This window comes from Pseudomaricurvus hydrocarbonicus, assembly GCF_011602365.1.
Lineage (GTDB): Bacteria > Pseudomonadota > Gammaproteobacteria > Pseudomonadales > Cellvibrionaceae > Pseudomaricurvus > Pseudomaricurvus hydrocarbonicus.
On record NZ_JAAONZ010000005.1, the window covers coordinates 19,031 to 34,792 of the forward strand.

Below are 15,762 nucleotides of genomic sequence, written 5' to 3' on the forward strand. Positions count from 1 at the left end.
GACCATCAAAGTGCACTCAGCCCGTGTCTTATTACACCTGCACCGGCTCCTGCTCCTGCACCTCAACAAGACAGACATCATCTCAGTCTTAAACCAACACAACCCTTATTCAACCTGCTTGGTAATTCGATTGCCTGGATGATTCGGTTTGCTTTTCCATTCTTTGACGTGACCGGTTGTCGGCAGTGTTGGTAGGAGAGATTAACAATTGTTTACGCCGCTTGTTCTCGGTCCATCAATCTCTTGTTGACATTACTAACCATGGTGTCAGAATAATACTAACACCATGGTTAGTTAATGGGTTGCCCTTACTCCGGCGCTCGGCCAGGTCAGGGTTTGCGTATTTCCCATGGCTTAAAGCCAATAATTTGTGCGAAAGATTTAACAACAATAATTTAATAACCTGAAAAAGGTGAACACAATGAATCGAAGAGAGTTCCTGCAATGCGCTGCCATTATGGTGGGCAGTGCCGGAGTGTCCGGGCACGTACTGGCGCTGAGTCAGGCGCAAATGACCTACCTAGCGGCGGCGGGTGACTATGTTAAAAAACCCGCCACCCTGTTTTCCCAACAGCAACGCGCCATTGTTGCCGCCGCGGCGGAAATCATCATTCCCCGCACTGAAACCCCTGGCGCCATTGATGCCGGTGTGCCGCACTTTATCGAGCTGATGGTGCAGGACTGGCTCAACGACGATGAGCGGGCCATTTTCATGACCGGGCTGAATGATCTGGAAAACCACACAACCCGGGAGCTGGGTGCTTCCTACGAGAAGCTCAGTACCGAGGAGCAGCTGGCAGTGCTGGAAGCTCTGGAGGCGGGGGCTGGTGACAGTGCCTGGTACGCACAGGGCAATGTAAGGCGCGCGTTTGTCAGTGATGCCCCGTTTATCTGCCAGCTCAAAGAACTCACTATTTGGGGCTTTTTCACCTCCGAGGTGGGCAGCAAACACGTACTGCGTTACAACCCCATGCCGATGAAGTTTGACGGCCACTACCCGCGCAAACCCGATGATAGCACCTGGGCACCTTTTACGACCTATCGCTGAGCTGACTGACGGATAACCTGACATGATTACCACCAAAAATTACGACTTCGATGCCATTGTCGTGGGTTCCGGTATTACCGGGGGCTGGGCGGCCAAAGAACTGACTGAGAAAGGTCTGCGGGTGTTAGTGCTGGAGCGCGGTCGCGATCTGCAACACGGCACCGGTTACCTGGGTGAGCACGCCCCGAGCTGGAAAATTCCGTTTAATGGCAAGCCCCAGCGGGAATTGGAAGCGGAAAACTACGAGGTGCAAAGCCAGCTCTATGCTTTCCGCACCGCCAATATGCAGTTCTGGAACAACGACAAACTGAACCCTTACGCCACCGACGAGGGCACGCCTTTCCAGTGGTTTCGCGGCGGGGTGGTGGGCGGAAAATCGCTCATGTGGGGGCGCCAGACCTACCGCTGGAGCGAAGAAGACTTCAAGGCCAACGCCAAAGACGGTCACGGCATTCCCTGGCCCGTGGGCTATGATGAGATTGCCCCCTGGTACAGCTACGTTGAAAAATTCATCGGCGTTAATGGTCGAAAGGAGAGCCTGCCACAACTGCCGGACGGTGAATTCCAGAAGCCCATGCCCTGGTTTGCGGTGGAGGAGACCATTGCCGAGCGGCTGAAGAAAAACGCTCCGGACATCACCCTCACCAACGCCCGCACCGCGATCCTGACCGAAGATCTGCCGGGACGCAGTGCCTGTCACTACTGTGGTCCCTGTGAGAATGGCTGCTCCACAGGCAGCTATTTCAGCTCGCAGAGCTCCACGCTGCCTGCCGCCCGCGCCACTGGCAACATGACGCTGCGCCCCAACTCGGTGGTGGACCGACTGGAGTACGACAAGGCCAGCGGCAAGATCAGCAAGGTGCACGTGGTTGATTCCGAAACCCTGCAGCGCCATGTGTTCAGTGCCCGGGTGGTTTTCTTGTGCGCGTCGACCGTTGGTTCTACCCAATTGTTGCTCAACTCCACCAGCGAGGCGTTCCCCAACGGCCTGGCCAACCGCAGCGGTGTGTTAGGACAGAACCTGATGGATCATTTCCTCGGCCTCGGCACCGTGGGTATGTTTGCCGATAACCGCGATACCTACTATTACGGCAACCGTCCCACCGGTTTGTACATTCCCCGTTTTCGTAATTTGCCCGATCAGCAAGAGGACCTGGGTTTTGTCCGCGGTTATGGCTACCAGACCATGATCAACAGCAGTAACTGGATGGGCAGCTTTAATCAGAAAGGTTTTGGCGCCGGCTTCAAGGACAAATTGACCGCAGTGCCTAACACCTGGACCTTCTATGCCGGCGGTTTTGGCGAGTGTCTGCCCAATCCCAAAAACCGTGTGTACCTGAGCCAGAAAAAAGACCGCTACGGTATGCGGCAGGTGGCGTTTGAATTCAACTGGGGCGACAACGAAAAAGCCATGGCACGTGACATTCAGACGCAGGGCAAGCGCATTGTGGACGCCGCGGGTTCGGCCTTCACCATGTCTTTTGGCGATGTAGAAAACCTGTCGATTCCCGGTTCCGGTATTCACGAGATGGGTACGGCGCGCATGGGTGACGATCCCCGGCAGTCGGTGTTGAACAAATACAACCAGGCCCACGACGTGTCCAACCTGTTTGTCACCGATGGTTCTTTTATGACCTCGTCGTCGTGCGTCAACCCCTCATTAACTTACATGGCATTCACGGCCAGAGCCTGTGATTATGCGGTCAAACAAATGGAGGCGGGGGTAATCTGAGCCCCGCCTGAATACAGGAATCTGTTTTGTGAGTCTGAAAAAGTTTTTTAAAATTGCAGGCGGTGTGGTGTTGGTGCTGGTTATTGGCGGCGGTATCAATGCCTATTATCAGCTGAAAAAAAATGGCTTTTTAAAGGAGCCTGTGTATGAAACTCAAGCGCCAACGATTCCCGAATTACACCATCCGGCGGTGTTGGTGTTAAACAAAACCAATGGTTATGTTCATGTCGATGCGCTTCCTGCCGCCGATGCCATGCTGCAAAAGTTGGCTGACGACAATGGCTGGGACATCTATATCACCAATAATGCGGCCAGCCACAATCCAGAGGTGTTGCAGAAGTTTGATCTGGTGGTGTGGAATAACGTCTCCGGTGATGTGTTGACGGAAAGCCAGCGCCAGTCACTCAAAGCCTGGCTTGAGGCCGGTGGCGGCTGGGTCGGTATACACGCCAGTGGTGGTGATTTCAAATACGAATGGCCGTGGTACGTGGACACGCTTATCGGTGCTCAATTCGTCGGGCATACCATGAACCCGCAATTTCAGGACGCCGATGTGCTGGTGGCCGATTCGGCTGCGGATGTCACGTCTCACCTGCCCAGTCCCTGGAAGGTGAAATCGGAGGAGTGGTACGCCTTTGACCGCAACCCCCGCGAGCGTGGTTATGACATCCTGCTGACTCTCGACGAATCCTCCTACATCACCAAGGGTGAAAACTGGATGGGCATGAACGACCGCATGACCGGTGAACACCCCATCGCCTGGCGGCACACCTTGGGGCAGGGCAAGGTGTTCTACTCGGCAATTGGTCACCAGGCAGCGACTTATCGTGTGCCAGAGTTTCAGGAGCTGATTGGCAAAGCCATGGTCTGGGCCATGCCTGCAGAGTCTGAGGTCATTGCTGACAACTAACTGAGAGCAGTTTTTTGTCAGACATTGTTTTTATCGTGAGCGTGTTGTGAGCTGATGCTGACAGGCTCGCGGTGGAAGGCATGCACTCTCATTCTTGTATTGGCTGCCTATGCGTTTGGGTGGCCGCCCCCCTGTTGGGGCGTCTGCTTTCAGCAAACAATCGCTGTGTGGCAGCCTCCCTCCCGGCTAAGTTCCGACGACGTCCCAATCTCCCGGGCTCACCAGCAGTGCTTAATGACGTCCTTAAAAATCTTATCCGACGTGCCACCTCCATACCTGTAGAAACCCCCGTCGCTGAAAGATAGTGTTAAGATGACAATTTTTCAGCACCCGGACAATCCATGGTTACCATCAAGGACGTTGCCAAGCTGGCGGGGGTTTCGATTGCCACCGTCTCGCGCACTCTGTCAAAACCCGAGTCGGTGGCGGAGTCGACCCGCAAGACCGTCATGGCCGCAGTACAGAAAAGTGGCTATGTGACCAATTCACTGGCCAGTAACTTTCGCCGTCGCCGCACCAACAATGTGGTGGTGCTGGTGCCGGACATCAGCAACCCCTTCTTTGCCGCGGTGATTCAGGGCATTGAATTCAAGGCCGCCGAGGCCGGCTACCGCATTTTGCTGGGCGATACGCAGCAGAGCCGCGAGCGCGAGCAGGCGTACGTTCAGCTGGTGCCGCAACGCCAGGCCGATGGGCTGATTTGTCTGGGGCAGGACATGCCGCTTGAGCAGGAGCCAAACGGCAAGCAGCCGGAGGCGGCTTTTCCGGTGGTGATGGCCTGTGAGTATGCCGGACCGCTGAAGGTGCCCAGTGTGGTCATTAACAACACCCGGGCGGCCCGCGAAATGATGGAGTATTTGTTGAGCCTTGGCCACAAACGCATTGGCTACATCAACGGGCCGCAGGGGTCATCCCTCTGCGCCCAGCGCTTGAGTGGTTACCAGGAGGCTTTGACAGCGGCGGGGTTGCCGGTCAAACCCGCACTCATAGAAGAGGGTGATTACAGTCTGGCCACGGGCTATGCCGCCACCCGCCGGTTGTTGAAGCAGCGCAGCAAACCCACAGCGCTGTTTTGCGCCAGTGATGAAATGGCGATTGGTGCCATGCACGCGGCCCGGGACCTGGGCCTGGACATTCCGGGCGAACTGTCCATTGCCGGCTTTGATGACATCGATGCCGCGGCCTACTGCTACCCACCCCTGACCACCGTGCGCCAACCCCGCAGCGAGATAGGGCAGATGGCCATGGCGTTGATGCTCGAGTCGCTGGCGGATGAACCGACTCTGCCCCGCCAGGTCATACTGCCGCACCAACTGGTGGTGCGGGCTTCGACGGCGGCTGTTTGAGGACGGCGCGCTGGAATTACACGGTAGCTGGCTGAGTGTGGCCGCGCTTGCGGTCAAACAGCCAGATCAAGCCAAACACCGGCAGCAGCAACAGCGGCAGAAAGGCCACCGCCTGAAACGATTCCACCGACGCATAGCGCAATACCTCCGCCAGAGCTTCAGGCGACAGGTTGGACAGCTGCGCCACACCGCCGGCGGCCTCGGCCTTGGCGCTGTCAAAGATACCGCCCATCAGCGGCAGCACAAACTGGATCGACAAACCACCGGCGAAGCCCAGCAGACCCAGCGCCACGGCACCACCGCGGGGGAAACGCTCGGAGATGATCGCCAGCATGGTGGGCCACATATAACACACGCCCATGCCCCACACGGTGGCCGCCGCAAACGCCAGCAGCGGCGTGTTGGCTAGACTTAACAGATACAAACCGGCGGCCGCTGCGGTACACGAAAACAACATGAGCCCGACCGAGGAGATTCTTTTGGCAATGGCACCGGCAAAGTGGCGCATCACAAACATCAGGGCACTGACGTACACCAGCAGCACAATGCCCTGCATGCCGACGATGTTGGAGAGGGAAATATTGACCCACTGGCCCGGCGCCAGTTCGGCCGCGGCTGTCAGAAACATGCAGGCCCAGAACACCCAGAAGAGGGGACGCCGAAACAGCTCCTTGAGCATCTCGCCGTAGCTGACACCGGCAGCCACCCGCTCGGTCACCGGGAACACCGCCTTCATCACCAGCCCGGCCATCACCAGTGACGGCAGCATCAGTATCACCACATTCAGCTCCCACGGCAGGCCGGCGGCGCTGATGCCCACGCCGAGCAAGCCACCGACGACGATGCCCGCTGGCCACCAGGCGTGCAGGATGTTGAGGCGATGGGTTTTTTCTTCCGGGTAGAGCGACGCCACCATGGGATTGGAGGCTGCTTCTACGGCCCCCCAGCCCAGACCGGTCAGCAACAGACTGCCCAACACCAGCGCCTGAGCGGCTTCCCCCACTGGAACAGAGCTGGCGGCCAGCAGGCCCAGTGAACCCAACACGTAACCCAGGGCTGACAACAGCAGCATGCGCTTCATACCAATCAGATCCACCAGCGCGCTGCCGAACAGCAGGGTCAGGGCAAAGCCGGTAAAGGTGGCTCCCAGCGCTTCGCCCACCATGGCGGCGGAGTTGGCCAGATCAATGGGATCGTAGATTTCCCGTTGCAAATCCGGCGCGATGTTGGCGCGTACGGCGAAGCCAAGTCCGATCATAAAAATCGACAGGTTGCCAATGTGGTAGAGCCGTTTACGATCCAGGTCTGCGGCGGCCATGGGAGATTCTCCTGTTATTATGCTGTTATTTATTGTGATGTTATTTCAGTGAGGGAGGGTGGGCAAACAGTTGCTGCAGAAAGGCACCACCCTCTCTGGCCAGTGAATCCTGACTGGGTGCCAGCGGGCGCCAGATGGCAGCGGCATCGGCAATCTCTTCACAGGCGGGTGTAAACGATTCAATGATGCAATCACCGCGATAGTTGATGTCGCGCAGGGCGCGGGCGACTTGTTGCCAGTGCACCTGGCCTTGGCCCGGTGTGCCGCGATGGCTTTCACTGGCGTCGACGTAGACCAGGTCTTGTCCCGCCAGCACGATGGCGTCGTAGACACTCTCTTCCTCGATGTTCATGTGAAAGGTGTCGAGATGAATTTTGACCGAGGGCAGGTCGATGTCGCGAATCAGGGCCTTAACTTGGGCGGCGGTATTGATCAGGTCAGTTTCAAAGCGGTTGAGCGGTTCGATGGCCAGGGTGACGCCGTGATCGGCGGCCATGTTGCCAGCTTGTGTCAGTCCCTCGACCGCCAGCTGCCATTCGCGCTGCTTTTGTTCTGCCGGGATCTTGCGGCGTTTGCCCACGGCTGAATAGGCCGGTCCGGCCATGATGGACACACCCAGTTGCTGGCAGATTGCCAGACTCGCGCGGATATAGTCGAGGCTGTTGCGGCGCAACGCCGGGTCTTCGTGCGTCAGGTCGCGGTCGGGACCGTAGGCGCCGGAGACATAAAGACGCAGCGGATGTTCAGTCAGTGCGGCACGCACGGTGTCGATGTCAATCAGCTCTGGCTGTTCAATTGGCAAGGTAAAGGCGTCAAAACCCATTGCCGCCGCCTTGCCAATCAGGTGGATGGAGTCTTTGTTAAACGGCGAATCCCAGACCCAGGCGTTAACGCCGACGCCCGGTGTGCTGGTGTTTGTGTCATTCATGGCAAGTGCTCCGTTGATCAGGAATGAGGGAATCAGGCTTAAGGGCAGGCATCCGCGGTTTGTCCGGCGGCCCATTCTATGCCCTGCAACAGCAACCGCTGGTGGTTGGGGTCGGCGTAGATTTCCGGCCGGTGCCCGAGGGCGGAGTAAAAACTGCGACCCTGTACCAGGCAGCGCTGCCAGGCAATGGGGTGATCGCCCATGCGCAGGTCGATGCCGTGGTGACCGACAGGGCTGTAGCTGGATTCGTCCAGGGTGGCGATCACGGTGGCGCCCTTGTCGCGCGGCGACGTTTTAAAGGAATACCACTCCTCGTTCATCGTCCACTCGGCGGCTAACCCTTTGCCGATGCCGCTGTGGGTATTTTCAATGACCACTCGCGCATCCTGATACTGCGGGTCGGCGGGGTGACCGGCAAAGCGCGCCCCGATCAACTCATCGGCGTACCAATCCCAGAAGTACGTGGGATCACCGCCGGAGCCGTGAATACCGACGAAGCCGCCGCCCTGCTCGATGTAGTCGCGAAACGCCTGGCGCTGGCTCAGGGTCAGCACATCGCCGCTGACGTTGTTCCAGATCACCGCGTCGAACTGACTCAGTTGCTGTGCATTAAACACCGCGCCATTGTCGCTGCTGACAAGTGTCCAACCCTGTTGCCTGGCCATGTCTTGCAACAGCGCGTGCGCGGCGTTGAACGAGGGTGTGTCTTTGAATCCGTTGATTTTTTCGAACAGCAGCAGTCGCGGTTTGCGGCCGTCGCCGGGCAACGGTGAGGGCGTGGCCAACTGCGGTGGTGTGGTATCGTAGCGGGCACAGCGGGCGACGCGATCCTGCTCGGTCACTTCAATGGCCGCCAGTTCCTCGGCCACCTGCGGCAGCACCGAGGCCTCGATACCGGCCATGGATGCCACAGTGCTGACGTTGAGAATGGCGCTGAATGAAGGCGGTGTGGTGCTGGCAAAGTGTGCGGGCATTTTGCTCAGCGCGTTATTCATATGGCGGTTGACCACAGCGCTGGCGCGCTCACTCAGCATCACGTCGATCAACGGCGATTCAAGGGAATAGGGTGCATCGCGCAATGGACAGTCGGTGGCGGCGCTGGCCAGTAAGGGTGTAGACAGCAGGGCCGCGGACAATAGGGCTGTGGACAACAGGGTTGTGGACTGTAGGGTCCTGGACAACAGGGCCGCGGACATCAGGCAGGTGCTGAAGTGACGCAGCGTAGCGGTCGTGAATAGGTTTTTCATGGGATGGATCTCCTCAATTGAGGCCGAGAATACGGCGGTTGGCTGCGTCGTCGGTACCGCTGCCGGCAAAATCGTCAAAGGCCTTGTCGGTGGTGCGGATCATATGCTGATTGATAAAGTCCACACCTTCGCGGGCGCCATCTTCCGGGTGTTTGAGGCAGCACTCCCACTCCAGTACTGCCCAGCCGTCAAAGCCGTACTGGGCTAACTTACTGAAGATGGCGCCGAAATCGATCTGGCCGTCGCCAAGGGAGCGGAAGCGACCGGGGCGTTCTTTCCAGCCCTGATAACCGCCGTAGACACCGCTGCGGCCGTTGGGGTTAAACTCGGCATCCTTGACGTGAAACATGCGGATGCGCTCGTGGTAGATGTCGATGAACTGCAGGTAGTCCAGCTGTTGCAGCACAAAATGGCTGGGGTCATACAGAATATGACAGCGCGGATGATGGCCGGTGGCTTCCAGAAAGCGCTCAAAGGTGACGCCGTCATGCAGATCTTCACCGGGGTGGATTTCGTAACAGAGGTCCACCCCGGCCCGGTCAAAGGCATCCAGAATTGGCAGCCAGCGTGCGGCCAGTTCGGCAAAGCCGGTTTCTACCAGCCCAGATGGGCGCTGCGGCCAGGGGTAGATCGTGTGCCAGAGCAGGGCGCCGGAAAAGGTGACGTGGGCCTTGAGCCCCAGATTTTGGCTGGCCTTGGCGGCCAGCAGCAGTTGGTTGACGGCCCATTGCTGTCGGGCGGTGGGGTTGCCACGCACCGTCTCCGGGGCAAAGCCATCGAAGAGTTCGTCATAGGCCGGGTGTACCGCCACCAATTGTCCCTGCAGGTGGGTGGACAATTCGGTGATTTCGACACCGTTGGCGGCGCAGACGGCTCTCAGTTCATCGCAGTAGTCTTTGCTGGAGGCCGCTCTTTCGAGGTCGATCAGACTCGCTTCCCAGGTGGGAATCTGCACGCCCTTGTAGCCGAGTTTACCGGCCCAGCGGGTAATGTTGTGCAGGCTGTCAAACGGTGCTTCGGTGCCGGCGAACTGGGCGAGAAAAATGGCCGGGCCTTTAAGTGTCGACATAAAAAACTCCTGAAATTGTCAGAGATTGGGGCGGGTTCAGTGCTGCGGGAACGCATGCCACTTAACGTCGCTGTTACTGGCCGCAACCGCCAGCTCGATGAAAGCCATACCGCGCACGGCATCGTCAATGCCGGGGCAATCGGCTGAGCGTTCATCCGCGTCGACGCCCAACTCAAAGGCCCGTACCTGGCCGGCAAAGGCCATGTAGAGGTTGGCAAAGGCTTCAAGATACCCTTCCGGGTGGCCGTTAGGGGTGCGGGTGTTGGCGGTGGCCACCACGCCCAGATACGGCAGGCCAGTGCGCAGCATTTGTGTGGGCTGGTCATGCCATTTCAGCCACAGGGTGTTGGGTTCCTGTTGCGACCATTCCAGTCCGCCGCGCTCACCGTAGACGCGGATGCGGAGTGCGTTTTCTTCGCCGACACTGATCTGGCTGGCCATCAGCACACCGCGGGCACCGTTGTCGAAGCGCAGCAAAATGCTGCCGTCATCGTCCAGTGTACGGCCTGCCACCACCGCACCGAGATCGGCACAAACGCGACTGATTTTCTGGCCGGTGATGTACTCGGCGAGGTTGGCAGCGTGCACGCCAATGTCTCCCATGCAACAGCTGATGCCAGCCTGCTGCGGGTCCAGTCGCCAGGCGGCCTGTTTGTTGTCGGCTTCATCTTCCCGTGACGCCAGCCAGCCCTGCGGGTATTCCACCACCACTTTGCGAACGGCACCCAGTTCGCCGGCCAGCACCCGGTCGCGGGCTTCTTTCACCAGCGGGTAGCCGGTGTAGGTGTGAGTGAGGCCGTAGAGCAAACCGGTGTCGCGCACCAGTTCACGCAGTTGCAAAGCTTGTTGCAAGTCAAAGGTGGCGGGCTTGTCGGACATCACGTGAAAGCCGGCGTGCAGCGCCGCGGCGGCCACCGGAAAGTGCATGTGATTGGGGGTGACGATGGCGACAAACTGCATGCGCTCCCCGGCCGGCAGAGTGGCTTCGTGTTGCATCATCTGCTGGTAGCTGGCGTAGACGCGCTCAGCGGGCAGGTGCAGGGCTTCACCGGAGCGGCGGGATTTTTCCGGGTCGCTGCTGAAGGCGCCGCAGACCAGTTCGATTTCGCCGTCCAGAGCGGCGGCGTAACGGTGTACCTGACCGATAAAAGCGCCTTCGCCGCCGCCGACCATGCCCATTCTGATTTTTGCCATTGTTCCTACTCCGCTTACTGAAATTTCGCCTGTTACGCCGCGACGGGTTACAGGTATTGGTTGATCACGTTCTCGTACCGATGTTGTTTGCGTATGGGTACTGTTATTTAGGCACAGGAACTTGCGGTCGGAGTGGGTTGGGGGCCGGAGATTCCGGGACCTGCTGGCAACCCCGGTCACCAAGCCCGGCGGCCCAGCTCACGCCGGCTTCCAGCAGTTGGGTATAGGCGGGCTCGCGGTAACTTTCGGCGGTGTGTCCCAGTGCCGAGTAGAGCGCGCGACCCCGCTGCACGCAGTGTTTCCAGATGACCGGGTGATCGTCGCCCATGCGCAAATCCTGGCCGCGAAAATCCGGGTTATAGGTGGTTTCGTCGAGTGTGGTAAGGACGGTGAAGCCCTTGCCGCGCGGGCTGGCTGCAAACGAGTACCACTCGTCGGTGCGCTGCCAGGGACGGGGCAGGTGGGCGACGATGGGGTCAGCGGATTCCGGCTGCAAGGTGGCCTGCTGGAATTGCTCAGGAAACGGGTGGGCGGTAAAACGCGCGCCCACCAGCGAGTCGATGTACCAGTCCCAGTCGGAGGAGCTGTCACCGGCACCGTGCAGACCGACCCAGCCACCGCCGTTTTCCAGCCACTGGCGCATGGCGCTGCGCTGTTCGGGTGTCAGCACATCGCCGGTGACGTTGTTCCAGACAATGGCATCAAAGCGGGCCAGATCCTGCAGGTTGTGCACGGCGCCGTTCTCGGTCACATACACCGACCAGCCATTTTTATTGCCCAGTTGCTGCAACAGTTCCTCGGCCGCCGGAATTGCCTCTTTATGGATAAACGAGTTGGTTTTGGAAAAGACCAGTACGGCTGGGCGCTTGAGGTCCGGAACCTGCGGCGCGTCGATTTCGTACACCGGGCTGCGCCAGAAACCGTAGGAACGCATCTTGTACACCATGATCGCGGTGCCCAGAAGCATGACGACCAGAAGGCCAATTAAAAGGCGGAATAACCAGGCTTTGGCTGAGCTGGACAATGGCATAAAGGCTTCTCGAATTATTGTTTTACTGCACACATGACCAATGCTTGTGAGCAGTAAGTTTTATTATCAGCCGCTAGTCTAGATTATGGAAAACAACATGTAAACGTTTACATCTGAATTGGTTTAAGTCGCTGGAGGTCTGCAGAGAATTTTTAAAACATCGATACTCCTGTACTCCTGTACTCCTGTACTCCTGTACTCCTGTACTCCTGTACTCCTGTACTCCTGTATGTGTTCTCGGTTATTAGATGACCATTAACCTGACTGGTCGGAGACTGTTATCTTGGACGGTTGATCTGATAAAGTCCGGCACTGATTCCACAAGGAGAAATCAGTGTCCGGTGAGGGCATTACAGATCAACAGAGCAGGTTATATTTGACTCAATGTAAATCGAAAACCGTTTATTGACTGGCTACGTCTCTTTTGAGTGGGAACTATCTTCGACAGAAACCGAATCGATAGGCCAGAGCATAAATCCGACCCATTCAACAATTCACATCTAAGTCAGGTGCAATGAAAAGTACACCCAGATTAACTGGGTTACCGCGTACTGTTCTTCATCCATTATGAAATACCTTTGGTTTTTCATTAGCCTGAATCGGCGTCCTCTCATGTTGTTATCGTTTGTTTCCGTTAAGGCTTTTGCCAATGTCGGCAAGCTGGCGTCGTGCCGCGGCTTATTGAATAACACCTATCGATCTGGATGAACAAAGGTGTTGTGTAAACGTTTACAGTTATGTGCTTATTGCGTACGATATCCCAACCACTAACGCACCATCAGTCAGTGGCATACAAATCAAACGGGAAGAGAGGGGGGGGGGTGTTAATGACTTAAAGTGATTGAATTTGATTGCATGTGGCATTTCACAGGTCGAATAATACAGAAAAAGAAGGAAAATGAATTATCTTGACCGATAAGGCGTCGGTTTCTTATACTGATCTAGCGTTGATCACCAGTGCTGTCTAGTTGTTGAAGTTGGTTGCTCAACCCTTGTCTTACTCTAAGACGTATTTTCATCCGTGTCCTAACTGTCCGGGTTTAAATCAGAGGGGTTTTAACCGGAGATATTTGCTTCCAGGATATTTAAACCCGAGATGTTTGAACTCAAATTGTTTGAACGAGGGACACACAAAAAATTATAGCTACCGAATAAATATAAAAATAAGAGGAAATCACTGTGCATACTCGAGTATCCCCACAGCCTTTGGCTGAGTTTTACCTGAAAAAATCGGTCATCACCATCACCGGCGCGATTCTGTCGGCGGCGGGCATGATGAATGCCTACGCTCAGGGTGACGCTACAGATCCCTTGCAACTGGAGGAAATTACCGTAACGGGTACCTATATCCGTGGTATTGAACCCACCGGTTCACAGGTGATTGGCATTTCGGCTGACGATGTGAAAGTCTCCGGCGCAACAAGTGCCAACGACATTCTGGCTACCCTTCCGCAGGCGAGTAACCTGTTCAATGGCATGACCAGTCTCGAGCCCACCGCGCCGACACAAACTCAGGTGGTACGCCCCAATCTGCGCGCGCTGCCCAAGTTCAGTACCGCCTCTGGTAACGTCACACTGGTGCTCGTCGACGGTCACCGCGTGGTGCCGGTCGGTGTTAAACAGTCTGCGGTGGATTCCGACATGATCCCACCGGCGGTGATTGACCGGGTAGAAATCATTACCGATGGTGGCTCCTCCCTCTACGGCGCCGATGCCGTTGGCGGGGTGATTAACTTTGTCACCAAAAAAGATTTTGACGGTGTCGAAATCAGTGCCGGCTACAGTCAGGGTGATGATTACTGGAGCTACGACACCAGCATCACTGCGGGCACGACCTGGACAAACGGTTCTGGCTACATCTCACTGAATCACTCTGATCGCGACGCCATTCTGGGCCAGGATCGCAGCTGGTCAAAAGGCGGCGGTTGGGTCAGTCGCGACGAAGTGGCTCCGGCTGAAGGGGAGTGTATTTCCCCAACCTCGATCACGTCGGTCTACCTTAACGGTTCATCCGTGGCCAGTCTGGGCAGTACCGGTGAACTGTGTGATAAAGGGTCTCTCAATTCTTTGGTGCCAGCTGAAGATCGCTCTTCACTGTTCTTCGGCGTCACTCAGAGCCTGACTGAGCGCATCAGCCTGGATGTCAAAGGTTTCTACAGCGAGCGCAATACGACCTGGGATGTTTATCCATTGGGCGATACCGTCGCCACCCGCGAAATTACCGGAGCAGGTATCGAAGTGGTGCCTACTGTGGGCTTTTCCTATGCCCCGAACGCGGCTTACAGCGACCCCCAGGGTGAAACCACTTTTGAAGCCTGGGGCCTATCCCCCGAGTTAAAAATTGATTTGGACAACGGCTGGCGTATTGCCAGCCTGCTGCACTACAGCGAAAGTGACAGTGACTACAATCAGCCGGATTCCAATGCCACCAAATTGCAGGGGTATGTGTTAGACGGCGTCATTGATCCCACCAATATTGCCGCGGCCGAGGCAAACGTCATTCGCGATGTACTCAACTGGGAAGAATCGGGTGAGTCACTGCAGCAGCTGTTTATGGCGCGGGTCATTGCTGATGGTGCCCTGTTGAAACTTCCCGCCGGAGACCTTTCGATGGCGATCGGGGTCGAGTATAGCGACCAGCAGGCAGAAATTCGCGAGGATAACGTCGAACGGGGCGGCCTGAGCGGTCTTGATTATGACAGTGCCGACCGCACAGTTAACTCCGTGTTTGCTGAACTTCAAGTGCCGCTGATCAGTGGTAAACCCGGGATTGAATCCCTCGTTCTGTCGGCATCCGCTCGCTATGACGACTACAGTGATTTTGGTGATACCACCAACCCCCATGTGGGCCTGACCTGGGAGCCGGTGGAGTGGTTGTCCATTCATGCCAACTGGGGGGAGTCTTTTAACGCCCCGACCCTGGTGGATCAGATTGGACGCTCTGAAGCCGGTTATAACGCCGGTGTGGCCGGATTATTTTTAACGGACACGGCGGCGGCGGCGGGTCAAACCATCGACTTTGCGGCGCGACCCAATGTGGCTCAGTTGTTCGGTGCCAACGATGATTTGCAGCCACAAACCGCCGAAACCTGGGCCGTCGGTTTTACCATGACACCACCGGTGGCAGAGGGTTTGCAAGTGCAGGCAAACTACTACGAAATCGAATTTACCGACATCCTCGGTTTCTTTGATCCGCGCAGTTCGGTGTCAGCCGTGCAGTACGCCAGTGCTTACACCTGGAGTCCTACCCAGGCACAGCTGGATGCCGCCTCTGCCCAGACCTTCAACGGTGATGATGCCTGGGCCGGTGTGGATGCCAGTACGGTCGCGGTGATTATTGACCGGCGCCTGGACAACGGTGACGAGGCGTTGATTCGCGGCCTGGACTTCGGTTTTAACTACCTGCACGACAGTGACCTGGGTACGTTCGACTTCCAGTTGTCGGGCAACTACAAGTTGGAATCGAAAGTGAAAAGTGTCGAAGGTAATCAGTGGTTTGATGATCGCGATAATTCAGCCAAGTACAACCTGATGAGCGCCGTGGGCTGGCAGCGGGATAACTGGCGAGCCAAGATGACCTTCAAGTACACCCCCAGCTATGCGGTGAATGATGCTTCAAGCAATCCCGCTAACGGCGAACCACTGCAGGATCATGTGGATGCCTTTCTGGTGACGGACCTGTACGTTGGCTATGATTTTCAGGGCACAGGACTGACTCAGGATTTGTCGCTGCGATTTAACGCCGGCAATGTGTTTGATGAAGAGCCGCCCCTGTACCGTCGCAATGGTCAAGCCTCATACAGTGGCTTTACTCTGGGGCGGGTGCTCTCCATCAGTGCCACCAAACGTTTTTAAGCCAAACCCGAAAACGGGGCAGATCTTCTGCCCCGTTTTTTTTGATCGAATTTAAACAACATTGAATTCATATTCCGATGCCAGC

General features: G+C 56.8%; 11 protein-coding genes. 5 read left to right on the forward strand and 6 right to left on the reverse strand.

Annotated elements, in window-relative coordinates; translation table 11 throughout:
* Nucleotides 1–421: 421 nt before the first annotated feature.
* The 4 genes from G8770_RS08775 (at nucleotide 422) to G8770_RS08790 (ending at nucleotide 5,036) form a co-directional block, all read left to right on the forward strand.
* A complete protein-coding gene (locus tag G8770_RS08775; protein WP_167184952.1) occupies nucleotides 422–1,048 on the forward strand; it encodes a gluconate 2-dehydrogenase subunit 3 family protein in 627 nt (208 codons plus the stop codon).
* Nucleotides 1,049–1,070: 22 nt separating this feature from the next.
* The gene (locus tag G8770_RS08780; RefSeq protein ID WP_167184955.1) at nucleotides 1,071–2,780 is read left to right on the forward strand and encodes an FAD-dependent oxidoreductase; all 1,710 of its coding nucleotides are present in this window, start codon (nucleotides 1,071–1,073) and stop codon (nucleotides 2,778–2,780) included.
* Between the two features lie 28 nt (nucleotides 2,781–2,808).
* Nucleotides 2,809–3,690 (forward strand): ThuA domain-containing protein, encoded by an 882-nt coding sequence (locus tag G8770_RS08785; protein WP_167184958.1) that lies wholly within the window; start codon nucleotides 2,809–2,811, stop codon nucleotides 3,688–3,690.
* Nucleotides 3,691–4,031: 341 nt separating this feature from the next.
* Nucleotides 4,032–5,036, forward strand: a complete 1,005-nt coding sequence (locus tag G8770_RS08790; RefSeq protein ID WP_167184961.1) for a LacI family DNA-binding transcriptional regulator — start codon at nucleotides 4,032–4,034, stop codon at nucleotides 5,034–5,036.
* 16 nt (nucleotides 5,037–5,052) lie between these two features.
* On the opposite strand, the gene G8770_RS08795 is transcribed toward G8770_RS08790, so the two are convergent.
* The 6 genes from G8770_RS08795 to G8770_RS08820 all read right to left on the reverse strand — a co-directional run bounded on the left by G8770_RS08795 (nucleotide 5,053) and on the right by G8770_RS08820 (nucleotide 11,822).
* Nucleotides 5,053–6,354: an MFS transporter gene (locus tag G8770_RS08795; RefSeq protein WP_167184963.1), complete on the reverse strand. Its 1,302-nt coding sequence runs from the start codon at nucleotides 6,352–6,354 to the stop codon at nucleotides 5,053–5,055.
* A 40-nt stretch (nucleotides 6,355–6,394) separates the two neighbouring features.
* Nucleotides 6,395–7,282, reverse strand: coding sequence for a sugar phosphate isomerase/epimerase family protein (locus tag G8770_RS08800; RefSeq protein ID WP_208022149.1), 888 nt, complete (start codon nucleotides 7,280–7,282; stop codon nucleotides 6,395–6,397).
* Nucleotides 7,283–7,320: 38 nt separating this feature from the next.
* The gene (locus G8770_RS08805; RefSeq protein ID WP_167184966.1) at nucleotides 7,321–8,529 is read right to left on the reverse strand and encodes a ThuA domain-containing protein; all 1,209 of its coding nucleotides are present in this window, start codon (nucleotides 8,527–8,529) and stop codon (nucleotides 7,321–7,323) included.
* Between the two features lie 13 nt (nucleotides 8,530–8,542).
* Complete coding sequence (locus G8770_RS08810; RefSeq protein WP_167184969.1) at nucleotides 8,543–9,598, reverse strand: sugar phosphate isomerase/epimerase family protein; 1,056 nt, start codon at nucleotides 9,596–9,598, stop codon at nucleotides 8,543–8,545.
* Between the two features lie 36 nt (nucleotides 9,599–9,634).
* Nucleotides 9,635–10,792, reverse strand: coding sequence for a Gfo/Idh/MocA family protein (locus tag G8770_RS08815; RefSeq protein WP_208022150.1), 1,158 nt, complete (start codon nucleotides 10,790–10,792; stop codon nucleotides 9,635–9,637).
* A 103-nt stretch (nucleotides 10,793–10,895) separates the two neighbouring features.
* A complete protein-coding gene (locus G8770_RS08820; RefSeq protein ID WP_167184972.1) occupies nucleotides 10,896–11,822 on the reverse strand; it encodes a ThuA domain-containing protein in 927 nt (308 codons plus the stop codon).
* Nucleotides 11,823–13,001: 1,179 nt separating this feature from the next.
* Here G8770_RS08820 and G8770_RS08825 point away from each other — a divergent pair.
* Entirely contained in the window at nucleotides 13,002–15,677 is a 2,676-nt protein-coding gene (locus G8770_RS08825; RefSeq protein ID WP_167184975.1) for a TonB-dependent receptor domain-containing protein, read from the forward strand.
* Nucleotides 15,678–15,762 lie beyond the last annotated feature (85 nt).

What these genes read in the sequence shown, in the direction of transcription:
- G8770_RS08775 (WP_167184952.1), top strand. Translation starts at nt 422, where the DNA reads ATGAATCGAAGAGAGTTCCTGCAATGCGCTGCCATTATGGTGGGCAGT.
- G8770_RS08780 (WP_167184955.1), top strand. Translation starts at nt 1,071, where the DNA reads ATGATTACCACCAAAAATTACGACTTCGATGCCATTGTCGTGGGTTCC.
- G8770_RS08790 (WP_167184961.1), top strand. Translation starts at nt 4,032, where the DNA reads ATGGTTACCATCAAGGACGTTGCCAAGCTGGCGGGGGTTTCGATTGCC.
- G8770_RS08795 (WP_167184963.1), bottom strand. Translation starts at nt 6,354, where the DNA reads ATGGCCGCCGCAGACCTGGATCGTAAACGGCTCTACCACATTGGCAAC.
- G8770_RS08800 (WP_208022149.1), bottom strand. Translation starts at nt 7,282, where the DNA reads ATGAATGACACAAACACCAGCACACCGGGCGTCGGCGTTAACGCCTGG.
- G8770_RS08805 (WP_167184966.1), bottom strand. Translation starts at nt 8,529, where the DNA reads ATGAAAAACCTATTCACGACCGCTACGCTGCGTCACTTCAGCACCTGC.
- G8770_RS08810 (WP_167184969.1), bottom strand. Translation starts at nt 9,598, where the DNA reads ATGTCGACACTTAAAGGCCCGGCCATTTTTCTCGCCCAGTTCGCCGGC.
- G8770_RS08815 (WP_208022150.1), bottom strand. Translation starts at nt 10,792, where the DNA reads ATGGCAAAAATCAGAATGGGCATGGTCGGCGGCGGCGAAGGCGCTTTT.
- G8770_RS08820 (WP_167184972.1), bottom strand. Translation starts at nt 11,822, where the DNA reads ATGCCATTGTCCAGCTCAGCCAAAGCCTGGTTATTCCGCCTTTTAATT.